Here is a 17,317-nt window from a genome sequence, read left to right as displayed (position 1 = left end):
ACCCCGCAGCCTGTCATTCGGGACCTTGGTTGCGCAAGGAGGCTGGGGGGCAGGAGAACGGGCCGGACCTCGAAACGGAAACTCAATAAAATAAGCGGTTCTGACACGAAATTGCCGCCAAATGACCCCGAGAATTTCGCGGCGCGGGCCCGCTTGTGCCATCAGCGGGCGCGATATTGGACCAGTAGCAAGTGATGGCCCGGTGATGTGGTCCAACGCCCCCGCCCAGCCTGCATCACCGGGTTCTTGCTGTCGGAATGGCCCTCGCCCCAAGGCGGGGGCCTTATCCGTCTCGGCCTCAGGCCAAGGTGGCGGCAAAGCCCGGCGCCAGTTGCAGCATCCCGGTTTCAAGGCCGCGGCAATTGCGCTGGATCGCGGCGCTGTAGCGTTGCGCCGCAGGGGCAGGCAAGACGCCGCATTGCTGCAGCAGCGCGGCAATCACCGCCTCGGAGGCGCGGGAATTGCCATCCTCGATCTTCACCGCAATGCCGATGCCCTGTTCCGGGATGATCGCGATGAAAACCGCCTCCGCCCCGGTCTTGATGGCGACCCTGCCGCCCATCTCGCGCATCAGGATGGTGCAGGCGCGCCCTTCACCCGCCACCATCTCCGGGTGCTGCGCCATGGCGCGGGTCAGGCGATAGGCCGCCCTCTGGCGGGTGCTGCCGGTTTCCGGCGCATTGGCAAAGAAGGCCATGGCGCGGGCCAGCCCGGTGATGGAACAGGCAAAGTTCGGTGCCGAGCAGCCATCGATACCAAAGCCGGGGCTGGTCTCGCCGGTCAGATCCTCGAACGCCTCAAGGATTGCGCGTTGCAGCGGATGGGCGGGGTCAACATAGTCCGGCCCGGCCTTCACATGGCGGGTATAGGTCAGCATCCCGGCATGTTTGCCGGAACAGTTGTTGTGATACTGGCAGGGGCTGTCATCGGTCTTGATCAGCCGGTCGCGCTCCGCCCGGTCATAGGGTTCATGGCTGCCGCAGCGCAAATCGCTTTCGCCAAGGCCGAGGCCCGACAGCCAGTCGCGCACGGCCCCCACATGCAGCGCCGCCCCCTGATGGCTGGCGCAGGACAGCGCCAGTTGCGCGGGCGTCAATCCCGCCGCATCTGCCGCGCCGCTTTCGACCAAAGGCAGCGCCTGCAACATCTTGCAAGAGGAGCGCGGAAAGATGACCCGTGCCGGATCGCCCCATGCGGCGCGGATCTCGCCCGCGCGGTCACAGATCACCGCATGACCCAGATGCGTGCTTTCCAGCAGACCACCGCGCCACAGCTCCACCATCGGAACAGCCTGTGCCATCTCACCCTCCCATAACAGTTGCGCGATTCCCTGCCTATCGGCCTTTCGCGGCTTGCCATTTTCCTGATATGAAGGGATATCGGGTTGAATTTCGTCCCGCCACCGGAAAGCCGAGCCAATCGGCAGCGCGGCGGGCAGGCAGAGGCACTTTCGGCTGGAGGCTGAGGCATGAACTCCTTGATCGCTCGCACCCTTGGGGGGGCCGCGCTGGCGGTGATCGCCGCAACAACTGGCGCAATCGCGCAGGATTCGACCAATCAGGTCGCGGTGATGTCGGATTGGTCGGTCTTCACCGATCCGCCGACGGGCACACCGAAAGAATGCTGGGCCGTGACCAAGCAGAAAACCTCGGAGGCCACGCGCGATGGCAAGCCGGTTTCGGCGTCCCGTAGCGATATCTTGCTGTTCGTGACCTTCCGGTCCGGCGGCGGACGGGGTGAGGTCAGCTATACCGGCGGCTACCCCTTCCGCAATGGCAGCACGGTCAACGTGAATATCGACGGCACCGCGCATGATCTGTTCACCGAAGGTGAATTTGCCTGGACCAGCGGTGGCGATCAGGATGCACAGATCGTGGCAGCCCTGAAAAAAGGCTCCACCGCCATCGTGACCGGCGTGTCCGGCCGGGGCACCCAGACCAAGGACACCATCTCGTTGCGCGGCGTTACGGCTGCCATCGACGATGCGGCCAAGCGCTGCCAGTAAGCGCCGGGCCAGACCCTGACCCATCCGATGCCGCGCGGGCCATTTGGCAAGCGCGGCATTTTCCTGTATGAAGCCCCTTCACCAAGGGAATCCGTCATGAACGTTCCGACCCTGATACCGCAGGCCCAAGGCAATCTTTCCGCACCGATCACGCAGGATGTGCTGACCATCCCGCGCAAGCTGCCCGAGGGTGGCAAGCGCAATCTGGTGGGCCTGACGCGGGACCAGCTTCGTGATGCGCTGATTGCGGCGGGCACGACGGAAAAGCAGGCCAAGATGCGGGTCGGCCAGATCTGGCAATGGATCTACCATTGGGGCGTGCGCGATTTCGCGCAGATGACCAATCTTGCGAAAGATTACCGCGCCCTGCTGGCCGAGCATTTCGAGGTGACGGTGCCCGAGATCGTGACGCGCCAGATCAGCGCCGATGGCACGCGCAAATATCTGCTGCGCATCGCCGGTGGGCATGAGGTCGAGGCGGTCTATATCCCGGAAGAAACCCGGGGCACGCTCTGCATCAGTTCTCAGGTGGGCTGCACGCTGACCTGTTCCTTCTGCCATACCGGCACGCAAAAGCTGGTGCGGAACCTGACGGCGGCGGAAATCGTCGGTCAGGTCATGCTGGCGCGTGACGATCTGGGCGAATGGCCGGTGCCGGGCGCGCCGAAGGACGAGACCCGCCTTGTCAGCAATGTGGTGCTGATGGGCATGGGCGAGCCGCTGTATAATTTCGACAATGTCCGTGACGCCATGAAGGTGGTGATGGACAATGAGGGGATCAGCCTCTCGCGCCGTCGGATCACGCTGTCCACCTCGGGCGTGGTGCCGGAGATCGCGAAGACTGCCGAAGAAATCGGCTGTCTGCTGGCGATCAGCTTCCACGCCACCACCGATGAGGTGCGCGACCGTCTGGTGCCGGTGAACAAGAAATGGAACATCAAGACCTTGCTGGATACGCTGCGCGATTACCCGCGCCTGTCCAACAGCGAGCGCATCACCTTTGAATATGTGATGCTGAAGGATGTGAATGACAGCGATGCCGATGCCAAGCGTCTGGTGAAGCTCATTCAGGGCATTCCGGCCAAGATCAACCTGATCCCGTTCAACGAATGGCCGGGCGCGCCCTATCAACGGTCGGATTGGGATCGGATCGAGGCCTTTGCCGATATCGTCTACAAGGCGGGTTATGCCAGCCCGATCCGCACCCCGCGCGGCGAGGATATCATGGCCGCCTGTGGCCAGCTGAAATCCGCGACCGAGCGCCAGCGCAAGAGCCGGGCCGAGATCGCCGCCGAAGCGGGCCTGTAAACCTGAGATCCGGTTGGGGTGGCATCGCCAGCCACTGACCGTTTGCAGCGCCCCGACCTTTGGCGGAGCCCGGATCGTTTGCGGAGAAAGACGTGGCCGCCTTCATCAATCTGCTCAAGCTGAGCGTTGGATCCGAATCCGTCGAGGATCTGGAGATCTGGCAGGAAAGCCAGCGTTACCGCTGGCCCAAGGGCCGGTCGGTGCATGTCACCCGCATGTGGCCCAAGCGCGAGGCCGAGGTCTTGGCCGGGGGCTCGGTCTACTGGGTCATCAAGGGACAGATCCTTGCCCGCCAACGCATCCTTGGCCTGCAAGGCGTGGATGAGGGCGACGGGATCGAGCGTTGCGCGCTGTTGCTGGACCCGGATGTGATCCGCACCGAGGCAGCACCACGCCGCCCCTTCCAGGGCTGGCGCTATCTGGCACCCGATGACAGTCCGCGCGATCTGCCGCAGGGCCGCGCGCAGGAAGACGCGCTGCCGGAAGAGATGGCCCGCGCCCTGGCCGAACTGGGCCTGCGCTGATCCGTCAGGTTTCGTAAGGTTGGCGCAAGGTTGAGGCCGCAAGACCCTCCGCATGATCATGCGGAGACTATGATGCGGCCTGCCTTTCTGTTTCCCCGGCGCGATGACGCGGACGGGGCAGCCTCGTTTCGCCCGGAGCTGACGCCGCTGGCGTTGAATCTGATCGTTGCGGCCTGGCTGCTCGTGCTGATGAATGGCAGCTTCTGGGGCCGGGTTGGCAATGCCTTTGCAGGGTCGCCAATGGATCAGGTGCTGTTCGGCGGCGCGGCCGTCGCGCTGATGCTGCTGGTCCTGTCGCTGATCACCTTGCCGCTGCTGCATCGCCCTTTGCTGGCGCTGATGATCGTGACGGCGGCGGTGGCCGATTTCTATCAGCGCAGTTTCGGCGTGCTGATCGACAAGGAAATGATCCGCAACGCGATGCTGACCACCACGGCTGAATCGAAGCACCTGATTACCGGCGGCTTCGTCCTGCATCTGCTGTTTTACGGCATTCTACCCGCCGCACTCGTGTTCTGGCCGCGTCTGCACCCTGCGCCATGGCATCACCGGCTGTGGCGCTATCCGTTGGGTGTGATGCTCAGCGCCGCGCTGATGGCGGGTTTTCTGGCGGTGGATTTCAAATCGATCGCCTCGGCGGTGCGGATGCATCGCGACATGATGGCCAGCTTCCAGCCCGGCGCGACCCTGTCCAGCCTCATCCGCTATGCCAAGGACCAGACGGTCAGTGCCAATCAGCCGCTGGCCGCGTTGGGAACTGACGCCAAGCCCGGCCCCGCGCTGGCCGCGGCGAAAAAGCCGGTGCTGATGGTGATCTTTGTCGGCGAGACCGTGCGGGCGCAGAATTTCGGGCTGAACGGCTATGCCCGCGACACCACGCCGGAGCTGCGCAAGATGGATGTGTTGAATTTCCCCGATGTGTCTTCTTGCGGGACATCGACCGCGGTGTCGTTGCCCTGCATGTTCTCGCCGTATCCCGCGGATGACTATTCGCATCGCAAGTTCATGGGGTCGGAGAACCTGCTGGATGTGCTGGATCATGCGGGATTGCAGGTCGAATGGGTCGACAACAATACCGGCGATCAGCGCATCGCGACGCGAGTAACATCGCGGCGGATTGCGGTGACCGAAGATGCGGTGGCCTGCGCATCAGGCGAATGCACCGATGCGGCGCTGCTGCCGGTGCTGGCCCGCACGATGGAGAAGATGACCGAAGACACCGTGCTGGTGCTGCATATGATCGGCAGCCACGGCCCGGCCTATTCCCTGCGCTACCCGCCAGAGTTCGAGGCCTTTACCCCCGCCTGTCAGGTCTCGGATTTCTCGGCCTGCACCAATGATGAGATCGTGAACGCCTATGACAATTCGGTGCGCTTCACCGACCACATCCTGGCCTCGGCGATTGCCATGATGGGCGCGCAGGATCGGGTGATCCCGGCGATGATCTATCTGTCGGATCATGGCGAGTCGCTGGGCGAGGGCGGGCTTTACCTTCATGCCGCGCCGATGTTCATGGCACCCGAGACGCAGCGCAAGGTGCCGTTTGTGATGTGGCTTTCCCCGCCCTTCAAACAGGTGATGGGGCTGGATCAGGCCTGTCTGGCCCGCAAGGGGATGGACAGTCTCAGCCAGGATTACCTGTTCCATTCCGTGCTGGGATTGATGGATGTGCAGACATCCGTCCGGCAACCCGCGCTGGATCTGACGCAGGGCTGCCGGGCGGAGCTGCGCGCCTCAGGCTGAAACCGGCAGGCTGAGGCCGGACCTTGCCGCCGATTGTTCGGCCCGGTCCAGCAAGGCTTGCAGCGCGGCACCGCGCGCAAAATCGGGGATCGCGGTACCTTCGCCCCGGATTGCCGCGATGAAGCGTTGATAGACGGTCGGCACCTCGGGGCAGGGCACATCTTCCCAGAGAGCGTCGCGCAGATGCGGGGCGCGGCAGATCCGCAGGCGGCTTTGCGCCTGCTCAAACAGCACCTCAAGCCCGCCCGCCGTGCCATAGAGGCGCAGCCGCAGGTCGTTCAGGTGCCCACTGGCAAAGCGCGTGGCCGCAACCGTGCCAAGCGCGCCGTTTTCCAGCGCGATCTGCATGGTCGCGCTGTCATTGGCATCCAGCACATAATCCCCGATCCGCCCGCCCGGTGCCTTGTCAAAGGTGGCCAGACGGCAGGACACTTCGCGCGCATCCAGGCCCGCAATGAAGGTGGTGAAGTCAAGGATATGGATGCCCACATCCCCCAGCACCCCCTTCGATCCATGCGCGCTGGACAGTCGCCACAGCCATTGGCTTTCGCGATCCCACGCGCCCCAGGCATCCTGCACCAGCCAGCTTTGCAGATAGCTGGCCTCGAAATGGCGGATCGCACTGATCTCGCCTGCCTGCACCATGGCGGCGGCCTGTTGCAGCGCCGGGACATTGCGATAGGTCAGGTTCACCATATTGACCACGCCCGCGGCTGCTGCGGCCTGTGCCATGGCACGGGCGTCAGATTCGCTGGTGGCCAGCGGCTTTTCGCACAGCACATGCTTGCCCGCCGCCAGACAAGGCAGGGTCGTCGCCATATGCGCACCATCGGGGGTGACATTGGTCACGGCATCGAACTGGCCCCAATCCAGCGCCGCTTGCACCGTGGCAAAGCCGCGTTCCAGGCCATGGGTCTGGCAAAAGGCCGCCAGTGGTTCCGGGCGCGGATCGACACCCGCGACAAGCGTGACCCCGGGGATGGCGGCAAAGGCCTCGGCATGGTTCAGCGCCATGCCGCCGGTCCCGATCACCAGCAAACGGACTGGGCGCGCCATCAGCGATACCCTTCCTCGCCATCATGGTGCAGGCGGGGGCCGCGTTCCTCGATGGGTTCCAGGGCTGATGCAACGGGGCGGTTCGGGGCGGTGGTCGGATCGGCCAGCCGTGCCTCGGGGTTGAAGGCCCAGCGGACGCCATTGGCGATCACCCGCTGCACATTGGTGTCGTGATAGGTCGGATAGGTCTCATGCCCGGGGCGGAAATAGAACACATTACCCGCGCCGCGCCGCCACGTCAGGCCTGAGCGGAATACCTCGCCGCCCGCGAACCAAGAGATGAACACGGTTTCCAGCGGTTCGGGGATGCCGAAGGGCTCGCCATACATTTCCTCATGTTCCAGTTCGAAATGATCGGGCAGGCCGCGCGCGATCGGATGCTGGCGCGCGGTGACCCAAAGCCGCTCGCGCTCACCCGCCTCGCGCCAGGACAGGTTGCAGGGCGTGCCCATCAACCGTTTGAACGGTTTGGAAAAATGCGCCGAATGCAGAAAGATGATCCCCATGCCGGACCAGACCGCCTCGGCCACGCGCTCCGCCACCGCATCGCTGACATCACCATGGGCGGCATGGCCCCACCAGATCAGCACATCGGTCTCGGCCAGACGTTCGGGTGTCAGCCCATGTTCAACATCCTGCAAGGTGACTGTGCTGGCAGTGATGCCGCTTTCGCGGTTCAGCGCGGCGGCGATGGTGCCGTGCATCGTGTCGGGATAGATCCCGGCCACGACCTTGTTCTTTTGTTCGTGAACATTCTCGCCCCAGACGGTGACGCGGATGGACATGGGCTACTCCTGGATTCTGTGGAGGGTACTGCGTCCGGGATCATAGGCGGGCCGTGGGCGGCGTAAAGTCACGCCGCCATGGGGCGGCGGCCCCTTGCCATGGCGGCGGGCTGCGCGAATGATACGGGGCTTGATCTTGCGGGCTTCTCCGCAATGGAGACCCTCATGCCCCGTCTGAAACTGCGCATTCAGTTTGACAATCTGCTGCTTGGCCCCGGCAAGGCAGAGTTGCTGGAGCGTATTGCCGAGACCGGCTCCATTTCCGCGGCGGGCCGGCAGATGGACATGAGTTATCGCCGGGCATGGGCGCTGGTGGAAGAGATGAACGCAGCCTTTCGCGAGCCGCTGGTGCAGGGTGCGCGCGGCGGCAAGGGCGGTGGCGGCGCGCTGGTGACCGAAACGGGCCAGCAGGTTCTGGCGCGCTATCGCCATCTGCTGGCGGCTGCCGAACAGGCGGTGGCCGCGGATGTCGCGGCCTTGCAGGCCCTGCTGCGCAGCGATGTGTCTGTCGGGAAATAACGCTTGCGCTGATCCGACCTTCCGTTGGATATGTTTGTTCGAACATATCGAATGGAGCCGCCCATGTCCTTCCGCCTGCCCGCGCTGACGGCGCTTGTTCTTGGCCTTGCCAGCCCTGTCGCTGCCGAAGAGGTCGTGGTTTTCGCCGCCGCCTCGCTGAAAACCGCGCTGGACGGGATTGCGGCCGATTTCAAGGAAAAGACCGGCAATGAGGTGCTGGTCAGCTATGCGGGCTCCAACCAGTTGGCCAAACAGATCATCGAGGGCGCACCTGCAGATATCTTCGTCTCGGCTGCGGTGAACTGGATGGACGAGGTCGAGAAAGCCGGTGCCATAGCCGATGACAGCCGCAAGGATTTGCTGGGCAATGCGCTGGTGCTGATTGCGCATGGCAAGGATGCGGTGCCGGTCACGATCGGCGCGGATTTCGATCTGAAGGGCCTGTTGGGCGAGGGCAAGTTGGCCATGGGTCTGGTCGATTCAGTGCCTGCCGGCCAATACGGCAAGGCAGCCTTGGAAAAGCTGGGCGTCTGGTCGGCGGTCGAGCCGTCGGTGGCACAGGCCGATAACGTGCGCGCGGCGCTTGCGCTGGTCGCCACCGGCGAGGCACCCTATGGCATCGTCTATGCCACCGATGCAGCCGCCGAGGATGAAGTGACCGTGGTCGGCACCTTCCCGGCTGACAGCTATCCGGCGATCATCTATCCGTCCGCCCTGCTGACCGGTGCCGCCGATCAGGCCGACAAGGATTTCTATGCCGCCCTGCAATCGGATGAAGCGAAGGCCGCTTTCACCGAACAGGGTTTCGTGATCCTGTCGGACAAATAAGCCGAAACCCGGCGATTTGACAGGAACGCGATCAGGATGACGGACTGGCTTTCTCCGGCCGAATGGCAGGCAGTGATGCTATCGCTGCGCGTGTCATTCTGGGCGGTGATCGCCAGTCTGCCGCTTGGTCTGTTCGTGGCCTATGCGCTTGCGCGCTGGCGTTTTCGCGGCCATGCGCTGCTGAACGGTCTGGTGCATCTGCCGTTGATTCTGCCGCCGGTGGTGACGGGCTATCTGTTGCTTCTGACCTTTGGGCGCAAAGGCTGGATCGGGGCACTGCTCGATCCGTGGTTCGGGCCGGTCTTTGCGTTTCGCTGGACCGGGGCGGCACTGGCGGCGGCGGTCATGGCCTTTCCGCTGATGGTGCGGGCGATCCGCCTCGCCATCGAGGCGGTTGACCCAAAGCTGGAACAGGCTGCGGGCACGCTGGGGGCGGCGCGCCCATGGGTCTTTGCAACCGTGACCCTGCCCTTGATCCTGCCGGGGATCGTGGCCGGGATGATCCTCGCCTTTGCCAAGGCGATGGGAGAGTTTGGCGCGACGATTACCTTCGTGTCCAACATTCCCGGCCAGACCCAGACCCTGCCCTCGGCGATCTATGCCGCGCTACAGATCCCGGGGGGCGAGCCGATTGCGGCGCGCCTTGTGCTGGTGTCCATCGTGATCGCCATGGCGGCGCTTTTGCTCTCAGAGGCGATCAGCCGCGCCGTGGCCCGCAGGATTGCAGGATCATGACGCTGACCTTTCAGATGCGACACACCTTTCCGGCGCTGGTGCTGGATGTCGCCTTTGCGGCTCCGCGCGGCATCACCGTGCTGTTCGGCCGTTCCGGCTGCGGCAAGACCACGGTGGTGCAGGCAGTGGCGGGGCTGCTGCGACCCGATGAAGGCCGGATTGTTGCAGATGACACGGTGCTGCTGGACAGTGCCTTGGGAATCAACCTGCCGCCGCATCAGCGCCGCCTCGGCTATGTGTTTCAGGATGCGCGCCTTTTCCCGCATCTGACGGTGCATCAGAACCTGCGCTATGGCAGGTGGTTCACCCGCAAACACGCCATGGCGCAAGTCATGGATGAGACAGAGATCATCGAGATCCTGGGGATCGGTCCGCTGCTGTCGCGCCGCCCCGGCAGCCTTTCGGGCGGCGAGAAACAGCGCGTGGCGATCGGGCGCGCCATTCTTGGCAATCCGCGCCTGTTGCTGATGGATGAGCCGCTGGCCGCCCTTGATACGGCCCGCAAGGCCGAGATCCTGCCCTGTCTGGAACAGCTGCGCGATGAGTTGGGCCTGACCATTCTCTATGTCAGCCATTCCATGTCCGAGGTGGCAAGGCTGGCCGATAATGTGGTCGTGCTGGAGGACGGGCTGGTGCGGGCGACCGGACCCGCCGAACAGGTGCTGACCGATCCGGCGGCAGGTTTTGCCGCCGATGAGGCGGGTGCCATTCTGGACGCGCGCATGATCGGGCGAGAGGATGACGGGATGGCGCGGCTCGAAACCTTGGCGGGTGCGCTTTGGTTGCCCGATCTGCGGGCCGATCCCGGCGCGGTCTTGCGGCTGCGCATTCCCGCCCGCGACGTGATGCTGGCGCGGACCCGGCCCGAGGGGATCTCGGCCCTGAACGTGTTGGAGGCCGAGGTGATCGATCTGCACCCCGACGGCGCGGCGATGATGATGGTGCGACTGCGCGCGGGCGGGGCGGTGCTGCTGGCCAGCCTGACCCGCCGTTCCGCGGCGGCGCTGGACCTAGTGCCGGGGCAACGGGTTCATGCCATCGTGAAAAGCGCCTCATTGCTGCGTGAGCGTGCTTGAAACTGTGGCAAATGCCTCCGATAATAGTTGACTGATTTTGTAAAATTATGCAGATCGGCACCATGGTGCCCAAACCCTTCGCATCGCAGGATTTCTTGACCCGCCGCCGGTTCCTGGCCGGTGCCGGGGCTGCCCTGCTGGCTGCGCCTGCCTGGGCTGGGCAACCACTCGTTTTCGATCACGCCTATGGCCGCACGGTGCTGACGGCACCCGCACAGCGCGTGGTGTCGTTGGGCTATACCTCGCATGATACCTTGCTGGCGCTGGATGTGGTGCCGGTGGCGCTGCGTTTCTGGTATGGTCCCTATGAAAGCGGCGTCTGGCCTTGGGCGGAACCTCATCTGCGCGGTGCCCGCCCCGAGGTGATCCGGGGCGAGGTCTCGGCGGAACGTATCGCGGCCCTGGAGCCGGATCTGATCGTGGCGACAGGCGCGGGTATCAGCGCCGAAGAATATGACGTGCTGCGCCATATCGCCCCGACCCTTGTCCATGCCGCACCCGATGGTGCCTATGGCACGCCCTGGGATACCCTGACCCTGACGCTGGGCCGCGCCACCGGACGGCTGGCCCAGGCGCAGGCCCGCGTGGCCGAGGTTCACGCAGCCTTTGCCGCGGCAGGCCAGCGGCTGGGCAGCGCCGGCCTGACCGGGGCTGCGGCCTATCACTGGGCGGGCAGCACTGGGGTTTTTCTGCCCGGCGACAGCCGCGCGGCCTTTGTCGAGGAAATGGGCTTTGCCCAGACCCAAAAGGTTCTGGACTTGCCACGGGGCAATTTCTTTCAGGAATTGTCGCCCGAGGATCTGTCGCCGCTGGATGCAGATCTGCTGATCTGGGTATCGTCATTTGACCGCGATGCCGATCTCTCGGCGCTGCCGATGCGGCGCACCCTGGCCGCGCATCGTCAGGGGCGCGAGGTGTTTGCCGGGATGCTGGTCGGTAGCGCGATGGCGCATGGCAGCGTGCTGTCGCTGCCCTATGCGCTGGACGCGCTGGAGGCCGATATTGCGGCAGCCCTTGATGGCGATCCGGCAACCGTCGTGGCCTCGGCCAAGGCCGCAGGACTGGTGGGCCAATGACCATGCGGGCCGGGTTCCTTTTGCCGCTGGCGCTGTTGATCGCGGTTCTGCTGGCGCTGTTGGTCGGGGTGCGGATGATCCCACCCGCCGCTGCCTGGGCCGCGCTGACCAGCTTTGACCCCTATGATGCCGATCATGTCGCCTTTCTTGACCTGCGCCTGCCGCGCCTTTGGGCCGGGTTGATCGCGGGCACGGCACTTGGTCTGGCCGGGGTGATCCTGCGGGCACTGACCCGGAACCCGCTGGCCGAGCCCGGTGCGCTTGGCATCAATGCGGGGGCGGCCCTTGCCGTGGTGACCGGCGCGCTGATCGCCGGGCGCGGCGATGGCGGCATCGTGGTGGCGCTGGCCTTTCCCGGCGCGCTGGCCTCGATGATCGCGGTGTTCTTCATTGGTGGCATGGGGCGCGGTGGTGCCGGGCCGATGCGGCTGGCGCTGGCCGGGGCGGTGCTGAACGCGCTGCTCTTGTCGCTGACCACGGGCATCGTTCTGCTGCGGTCCGAGGGGGTGGAGGTGCTGCGCTTCTGGACCGTTGGCTCCTTGACGCAGGCCGCCGGGCGGCCGCTTGCGGCCATGGCGGGGCTGGTGGCGCTGTCGGCGCTGATCGCGCTGCTGATCGCGCCGCGGCTGGAACTGCTGTCCCTAGGTGACAGCATGGCGCGCGGGCTTGGCGCGCGGGCGGGCCGCGTGAAGGCCGCGGGGCTGATCCTGGTCGCCATGCTGGCCGCGTCATCGGTCGCGGTGGCTGGGCCGATTGCCTTTCTCGGTCTGATCGTGCCGGAGCTGGCGCGCCGCATCGTGGGCGCAGGCCTGCGGGCGCAGATGCTTGCCGCGCTGCTGCTGGGGCCTGCGGTGCTGTTGCTGGCCGATGTGGCCGGGCGTCTGATCCTGCAGCCGGGCGAGGTGCGCGCCGGGCTGATGGTCGGCCTTGTCGGAGGGCCGGTCTTCATCGCGCTGGCGCGGCGCGTCCGGCCGGGGGCACTGGCATGACGGCGGGGGCGAAGGGCGCGGGTATGGGAAGCCTCCGCTGGACCATCCTAGCGACGGCGCTGCTGGTGGTCACGGTGCTGGGCATCACGTTGGGCGAGACCGCGATGCCGCTGGCCGAGATCTGGAAGGGCCTGCGTGGTGAGGAGGGACCTGCGGCGTTGACTGTGCGGTTCTTGCGCGCGCCGCGCGTGTTGACCGCGCTTGGGGCCGGGGCCTGCCTTGGCCTGTCGGGCGCGCTGTTCCAGCGCCTGCTGCGCAACCCGCTGGCCTCGCCAGATCTGATGGGCTTTGCCCCCGGGGCGGGCCTTGCGATGATGATCACGCTTGCCTTTGGTATCACCCTGCCGCCGCCGCTGGTCTCGGCCACGGGTGGCGTGTTGGCCGCGCTGTCGGTCGCGATCCTTGCGCATCGCCGGGATGAGGGGCTTGCCCCCTTGCGGCTGGTGCTGGTGGGGCTTGGCTTTGGTTTCACCTGTTCGGCGCTTGCGGCTTTCCTCATGCTGACCCTGCCGGGGCCGCTGGCCTTGGAGGCGCAGCGCTGGTTGAGCGGGTCACTGGCGGCGCGGGGGTGGGGCCATGTGGCGCAGATCTGGCTGCCAGGGCTGATCCTCATCTTGCTGCTGGTCTTGCAGGTCCGGGCGCTGAGCCTTCTGGATCTGGGCGATGATCTGGCACAATCGCTGGGCCTGCGGGCCGGGCGGGCGCGGATGTGGCTGGCGGCCACGGGTGTGGGTCTGATGGCGGCGGGCGTGGCGGTGGCGGGGCCTGTGGCCTTCGTGCCGCTGATGGCCGGGCCTTTGGGCGCCGCAATCACTGGCGCGCGCCGCATCGGGCCTGCGCTTCTGGCGGCTGCCCTGACCGGCGCGCTGATCACCTGCGGGGCCGATCTGGTGGCGCGCGCGGCGGTGCCGGGTGTCGGCCTGCCGCTGGGTCTGCTGACCGGGCTTTTGGGCGCGCCCTATCTGCTGTGGCGTCTGTCGCTTGAAATCGAAAGGGGCGGGTTGTGAGTGATCCAGCCGGACAGAATGATCTTGAGGTGCGTGGCCTGACGCTGGGCTATCCGGGCCGGGCGGTGCTGCGGGATCTGAGCCTGCGGATGCCATCGGGGCGGGTGACTGCGATCCTTGGGCCGAATGGCTGCGGCAAGTCCACGCTGCTGCGCGCCTTGGGCCGGCTGATCGTACCGCAGGGCGGGTCGGTGCAATTGGGTGGGCGCGATCTGCGCGGCTATGAACCCCGCCTGCTGGCGCGCCGCCTTGGCATCCTGCCGCAAGCGCCGCTGGCACCCGAAGGCATCACGGTTGCCGATCTGGTGGGCCGGGGCCGCGCGCCCTGGCGCGGCTTGCTGTCGGGCTGGAGCACGGCGGACCGTGAGGCGGTCGCGCGCGCGCTGGCCGCCGTGCATCTGGAAGACATGGCTGAGCGGCCGATTTCCGAGCTGTCCGGTGGCCAGCGCCAGCGCGCATGGATCGCGCTTGCTCTGGCGCAGGAAACAGAGATCCTGCTGCTGGACGAACCGACGACATGGCTGGACCTGCCGCATCAGATCGAGGTTCTGCGGCTGTTCCAGCGGCTCAATCGTGAAAGGGGGCTGACGGTGATCAGCGTTTTGCACGATCTCAATCTGGCGGCGCGCCACAGCGACCATCTGGTGCTGCTGGGCCGCGATGGCCTTGTGGCCGAAGGCGCGCCCGAGGCGGTGTTGACACCGCTGCATCTGGCGCGCGCCTTCGGTTTGGAGGCGCGGGTGATGCCCGATCCGGTGACGGCAACGCCCATGGTGGTGCCGCTATGAGCGCGCTTGGGGAATACCGCAGCAGCGGTTTGATCGATCAGGGCGCGGGCGCGGCGGCTGCCGCGCTGCGGGCCCGCGCGGTGGAATGGGAGCTTGAGGTCTCAGACGCCGATGGCTTTCTCCAGATCCCGCTTTGGGGCGGCACGCTGAGCCTAGGCCTGGCCGGCGAAGGGGCGCGCCTGACCATTCGCGCGCCGGAAAAGCGCGTGGTGCAATTCATCCGCGACGCCGTGGCCGAGGTGTTGGAGGCCGAGGGAGTGACGGTCGGCTGGGATCATGTCGATGCCGGGGCCCTGCCACCCGGCGTCGCGCTGATGCAGGTCGAAAGGATCACGGAATTTTCGCCAACCTATCTGCGGGTGCGGCTGCGTGGTGCGGATTGCACGCGTTATGCCAGCACCGGGTTGCATTTCCGCCTGTTGTTGGCACCTGAGGGCCGTGCGCCGGTCTGGCCGGTGATCGGCGTGAATGGTCGCACGGTCTGGCCCGATGGCGCGGATGCTTTGCATCGCCCGGTCTATACGGCGGCGGCTCAGGGCGAAGACTGGCTTGATTTCGATATCTTCCGCCATGCGGGCAGCCCGACCTGTGACTGGGCGGCGCGCAATCCGGTGGGCGTGACGGTGGGGGTGATGGGCCCGGGGGGCGGCATGTGCCCTGAGGCCAGCGATTTGCTGCTATTTGGCGATGAGACGGCCTTGCCCGCCATGCGCCGCATGTTGGATCTGGCTCCGGGCCGGGTGTCTGCGGTGTTGCGGGCCAGGCGCGAAGACATCGCCGATCTTGCGCAGGACATCCGCGTGACCTGTGTGCCCGATCTGTTGGTCGCGTTGATGGCGGCCAACCCGGAGCCCGCGCCGGGGCGCCATGTCTGGTTTGCCGGGCGCGACGACGACGCCCGCGCGGCCCGCGCCTTTCTGTCGGGCCGGGGCTTTGCCAAGCGCGATTTTACTGCGGCCGCCTATTGGGGATGAAAGCCCATGCGGGCTGCGCAAAATGAAATGCCCGCGCCCGGTTGAGGCGCGGGCATTATCATGTCTGGCAAAGCCGCAGGCCTGACAAGGTTGCAGGTCAAGGTTGCCGGTTTGGCAGGTTTCATATCCGGCAAAGGCTGCGGTCAGGCAGCAAGCCGCGCGTAAAGCCCGTCTTGCGCCAGAAGCTCGTCATGGGTGCCGGCTTCGGCCACGCGCCCGGCCTCCATCACCACGATGCGGTCGGCCTTTCGGATAGTGCCTAGGCGATGCGCGATGACCAGCGTGGTGCGCCCGACCGCCAGTGCATCCAGCGCGTCCTGAATGGCGCGCTCGGTCTCGCTGTCCAGAGCCGAGGTCGCCTCGTCCAGAATGAGGATCGGCGGGTTTTTCAGGAAGGCGCGGGCGATGGCGATGCGCTGTTTCTGGCCGCCCGACAGCATCACACCGCGTTCCCCGACGATGGTATCAAGCCCCTGCGGCAACCCCGCGATGAAACTGCCAAGTTCGGCCTTGGCGGCGGCGTCAAGGATCTCTGCCTCGGTCGCGCCAAGGCGGCCATAGGCGATATTCTCGCGCAGCGTGCCGCCGAACAGGAACACATCCTGACTGACCAGCCCGATCTGTTGGCGCAGGCTGTTCAGCGTCATGCTGTCCAGCGTCAGCCCGTCAATGGTGATCCGGCCCGAAGACGGCTCGTAAAACCGGGGCAGCAGGGCCAGAAGCGTGGTCTTGCCCGCCCCTGACGGGCCGACAAAGGCCACGGTCTCACCGGCGCGGATTTGCAGATCAATGCCGCGCAGCACGGGGCGGCGGCTGTCATAGCCGAAATCAACCTGCTCGAAACGGATATCGCCGCGCAGGCTGGGGGCGGGCTTTGCTGCCGGGCTATCGGTGATCTCCGGCTCGGTTGCCAGCAGATCCAGATAGCGCCGGAAGCCCGCGATGCCGCGCGGATAGGTCTCGATCACCGCCGCAATCTTGTCGAGCGGGCGAAAGAACACGCCGACCAGCAGCAGGAAGCCCACGAAGGCCCCCGTGCTCATCTGCCCCTGCAGCACGAACCAGGCCCCCGCCACCATCACGACGACCTGGACCAGCCGCATACCCATGTAATGCAATGAACTGGAGGCCGCCATGACGCGATAGGCATCCAGCTTGGTGACGCGATAATTCTGGTTGTCACGGGCGAAAAGGCCGCTTTCATGGGTTTCATTGGCAAAGCTCTGCACCACACGGATGCCGCCAAGCGCCTCTTCCAGCCGGACATTGAAATCGCCGACACGGGCATAGATCGACTGCCATGTGCGGGTCATCCGCCCGCCATAAACCGCAACGATCACCGCCGTGGCCGGCACAATGGCCACCGTGATAAGGGCAAGCCCCGGATGCAACGCGAACATCAGCGCGAAGGCCCCGATGAAGGTCATCACCGCGATGAACATGTCTTCGGGGCCATGATGGGCCACCTCGCCGATTTCTTCCAGATCGCGGGTCACGCGGGCGACCAGTTTGCCGGTGCGTTCGCGGTCGAACCAGCGCCAGCTGAGGCTGGTCAGATGGTCGAAGGCGCGGGCGCGCATCTCGGTCTCGATATTGATGCCAAGCATATGGCCCCAATAGATTACAATCGCCATCAGCCCGGTATTGAGGACATAGATCGCCATCAGCCCCGCCGCCGCCATCAGCGTCAGCGACCAGTTGCCCATTGGCAGCAGGTGGTCGATGAAGCCGGTCACCGCCAGCGGGAAGACCAGTTCCAGCAGGCCCGACAGCACGGCACAGCCGAAATCCAGCCAGAAAAGCCCGAGCCAGGGGCGGTAATAGGCGAAAAAGGCGCGCAGCATATCGGGGCCGTCCGAGAATAGGAAAGGCGGGCCGGATCGGCCCGCCGCCGTTGTCTTGTA

Annotated in this window: 17 protein-coding genes; 13 read left to right on the top strand and 4 right to left on the bottom strand. The window is 65.5% G+C overall.

From position 1 onward, the window contains the following. Window positions 1–298: 298 nt before the first annotated feature. Window positions 299–1,300 (bottom strand): asparaginase, encoded by a 1,002-nt coding sequence (locus tag GBJ34_RS08465; RefSeq protein WP_151718836.1) that lies wholly within the window; start codon window positions 1,298–1,300, stop codon window positions 299–301. 168 nt (window positions 1,301–1,468) lie between these two features. Here GBJ34_RS08465 and GBJ34_RS08460 point away from each other — a divergent pair, with 168 nt between their 5' ends. The 4 genes from GBJ34_RS08460 (at window position 1,469) to GBJ34_RS08445 (ending at window position 5,580) form a co-directional block, all read left to right on the top strand. Further along, window positions 1,469–2,005, top strand: a complete 537-nt coding sequence (locus tag GBJ34_RS08460) for an invasion associated locus B family protein (RefSeq protein WP_151718835.1) — start codon at window positions 1,469–1,471, stop codon at window positions 2,003–2,005. A 96-nt stretch (window positions 2,006–2,101) separates the two neighbouring features. Continuing rightward, window positions 2,102–3,313, top strand: a complete 1,212-nt coding sequence (rlmN, locus tag GBJ34_RS08455; protein WP_151718834.1) for a 23S rRNA (adenine(2503)-C(2))-methyltransferase RlmN — start codon at window positions 2,102–2,104, stop codon at window positions 3,311–3,313. A 92-nt stretch (window positions 3,314–3,405) separates the two neighbouring features. Then, complete coding sequence (locus GBJ34_RS08450; RefSeq protein ID WP_151718833.1) at window positions 3,406–3,837, top strand: DUF1489 family protein; 432 nt, start codon at window positions 3,406–3,408, stop codon at window positions 3,835–3,837. Between the two features lie 72 nt (window positions 3,838–3,909). Continuing rightward, a complete protein-coding gene (locus tag GBJ34_RS08445) occupies window positions 3,910–5,580 on the top strand; it encodes a phosphoethanolamine transferase (RefSeq protein WP_226341097.1) in 1,671 nt (556 codons plus the stop codon). Here the strand turns inward: GBJ34_RS08445 and GBJ34_RS08440 are convergent. Beyond that, window positions 5,572–6,636: a Gfo/Idh/MocA family protein gene (locus tag GBJ34_RS08440; protein WP_151718831.1), complete on the bottom strand. Its 1,065-nt coding sequence runs from the start codon at window positions 6,634–6,636 to the stop codon at window positions 5,572–5,574. The genes GBJ34_RS08445 and GBJ34_RS08440 overlap by 9 nt on opposite strands. Further along, on the bottom strand, window positions 6,636–7,421 hold the full coding sequence (locus tag GBJ34_RS08435) for a ThuA domain-containing protein (protein ID WP_151718830.1): 786 nt from the start codon (window positions 7,419–7,421) through the stop codon (window positions 6,636–6,638). Before GBJ34_RS08435 ends, GBJ34_RS08440 begins: the two co-directional genes overlap by 1 nt. Window positions 7,422–7,586: 165 nt before the next feature. Between GBJ34_RS08435 and GBJ34_RS08430 the strand changes: the two genes are divergently transcribed. From GBJ34_RS08430 to GBJ34_RS08390, 9 genes are all read left to right on the top strand, one after another. Next, on the top strand, window positions 7,587–7,940 hold the full coding sequence (locus tag GBJ34_RS08430; RefSeq protein WP_226341096.1) for a winged helix-turn-helix domain-containing protein: 354 nt from the start codon (window positions 7,587–7,589) through the stop codon (window positions 7,938–7,940). A gap of 63 nt (window positions 7,941–8,003) precedes the next feature. Then, window positions 8,004–8,768 (top strand): molybdate ABC transporter substrate-binding protein, encoded by a 765-nt coding sequence (modA, locus tag GBJ34_RS08425; protein WP_151718829.1) that lies wholly within the window; start codon window positions 8,004–8,006, stop codon window positions 8,766–8,768. A gap of 36 nt (window positions 8,769–8,804) precedes the next feature. Beyond that, window positions 8,805–9,503 carry a molybdate ABC transporter permease subunit gene (modB, locus tag GBJ34_RS08420; RefSeq protein WP_151718828.1) on the top strand — a complete coding sequence of 233 codons (699 nt, stop codon included), beginning with the start codon at window positions 8,805–8,807 and terminating at the stop codon, window positions 9,501–9,503. Next, window positions 9,500–10,579: a molybdenum ABC transporter ATP-binding protein gene (modC, locus tag GBJ34_RS08415; protein ID WP_151718827.1), complete on the top strand. Its 1,080-nt coding sequence runs from the start codon at window positions 9,500–9,502 to the stop codon at window positions 10,577–10,579. The genes modB and modC overlap by 4 nt, the downstream gene beginning before the upstream one ends. Before the next feature lie 47 nt (window positions 10,580–10,626). Then, the gene (locus GBJ34_RS08410; RefSeq protein ID WP_226341095.1) at window positions 10,627–11,655 is read left to right on the top strand and encodes an ABC transporter substrate-binding protein; all 1,029 of its coding nucleotides are present in this window, start codon (window positions 10,627–10,629) and stop codon (window positions 11,653–11,655) included. Then, the gene (locus GBJ34_RS08405) at window positions 11,652–12,644 is read left to right on the top strand and encodes a FecCD family ABC transporter permease (RefSeq protein ID WP_151718826.1); all 993 of its coding nucleotides are present in this window, start codon (window positions 11,652–11,654) and stop codon (window positions 12,642–12,644) included. The genes GBJ34_RS08410 and GBJ34_RS08405 overlap by 4 nt, the downstream gene beginning before the upstream one ends. Before the next feature lie 23 nt (window positions 12,645–12,667). Beyond that, entirely contained in the window at window positions 12,668–13,651 is a 984-nt protein-coding gene (locus GBJ34_RS08400) for a FecCD family ABC transporter permease (RefSeq protein WP_192931151.1), read from the top strand. Beyond that, a complete protein-coding gene (locus GBJ34_RS08395; protein WP_226341094.1) occupies window positions 13,648–14,439 on the top strand; it encodes an ABC transporter ATP-binding protein in 792 nt (263 codons plus the stop codon). Before GBJ34_RS08400 ends, GBJ34_RS08395 begins: the two co-directional genes overlap by 4 nt. Continuing rightward, window positions 14,436–15,413, top strand: coding sequence for a siderophore-interacting protein (locus tag GBJ34_RS08390; RefSeq protein ID WP_151718824.1), 978 nt, complete (start codon window positions 14,436–14,438; stop codon window positions 15,411–15,413). Before GBJ34_RS08395 ends, GBJ34_RS08390 begins: the two co-directional genes overlap by 4 nt. Window positions 15,414–15,556: 143 nt before the next feature. On the opposite strand, the gene GBJ34_RS08385 is transcribed toward GBJ34_RS08390, so the two are convergent. Continuing rightward, entirely contained in the window at window positions 15,557–17,257 is a 1,701-nt protein-coding gene (locus GBJ34_RS08385) for an ABC transporter ATP-binding protein (RefSeq protein ID WP_151718823.1), read from the bottom strand. Between the last annotated feature and the right edge of the window lie 60 nt (window positions 17,258–17,317).

The sequence above is a fragment of the Gemmobacter serpentinus genome (assembly GCF_008973825.1).
In the GTDB taxonomy this organism is placed as follows: Bacteria; Pseudomonadota; Alphaproteobacteria; order Rhodobacterales; family Rhodobacteraceae; genus Gemmobacter; species Gemmobacter serpentinus.
This window is presented reverse-complemented; position numbering and strand designations above follow the sequence as displayed.

Excerpts from the sequence above, each read along its gene's own strand:
- GBJ34_RS08465 (WP_151718836.1), bottom strand. The coding sequence starts at position 1,300 with ATGGCACAGGCTGTTCCGATGGTGGAGCTGTGGCGCGGTGGTCTGCTG.
- GBJ34_RS08430 (WP_226341096.1), top strand. The coding sequence starts at position 7,587 with ATGCCCCGTCTGAAACTGCGCATTCAGTTTGACAATCTGCTGCTTGGC.
- GBJ34_RS08435 (WP_151718830.1), bottom strand. The coding sequence starts at position 7,421 with ATGTCCATCCGCGTCACCGTCTGGGGCGAGAATGTTCACGAACAAAAG.
- GBJ34_RS08390 (WP_151718824.1), top strand. The coding sequence starts at position 14,436 with ATGAGCGCGCTTGGGGAATACCGCAGCAGCGGTTTGATCGATCAGGGC.
- GBJ34_RS08400 (WP_192931151.1), top strand. The coding sequence starts at position 12,668 with ATGGGAAGCCTCCGCTGGACCATCCTAGCGACGGCGCTGCTGGTGGTC.
- GBJ34_RS08445 (WP_226341097.1), top strand. The coding sequence starts at position 3,910 with ATGCGGCCTGCCTTTCTGTTTCCCCGGCGCGATGACGCGGACGGGGCA.
- rlmN (WP_151718834.1), top strand. The coding sequence starts at position 2,102 with ATGAACGTTCCGACCCTGATACCGCAGGCCCAAGGCAATCTTTCCGCA.
- GBJ34_RS08440 (WP_151718831.1), bottom strand. The coding sequence starts at position 6,636 with ATGGCGCGCCCAGTCCGTTTGCTGGTGATCGGGACCGGCGGCATGGCG.
- GBJ34_RS08460 (WP_151718835.1), top strand. The coding sequence starts at position 1,469 with ATGAACTCCTTGATCGCTCGCACCCTTGGGGGGGCCGCGCTGGCGGTG.
- GBJ34_RS08410 (WP_226341095.1), top strand. The coding sequence starts at position 10,627 with ATGCAGATCGGCACCATGGTGCCCAAACCCTTCGCATCGCAGGATTTC.
- modC (WP_151718827.1), top strand. The coding sequence starts at position 9,500 with ATGACGCTGACCTTTCAGATGCGACACACCTTTCCGGCGCTGGTGCTG.
- GBJ34_RS08405 (WP_151718826.1), top strand. The coding sequence starts at position 11,652 with ATGACCATGCGGGCCGGGTTCCTTTTGCCGCTGGCGCTGTTGATCGCG.
- GBJ34_RS08385 (WP_151718823.1), bottom strand. The coding sequence starts at position 17,257 with ATGCTGCGCGCCTTTTTCGCCTATTACCGCCCCTGGCTCGGGCTTTTC.
- modA (WP_151718829.1), top strand. The coding sequence starts at position 8,004 with ATGTCCTTCCGCCTGCCCGCGCTGACGGCGCTTGTTCTTGGCCTTGCC.
- modB (WP_151718828.1), top strand. The coding sequence starts at position 8,805 with ATGACGGACTGGCTTTCTCCGGCCGAATGGCAGGCAGTGATGCTATCG.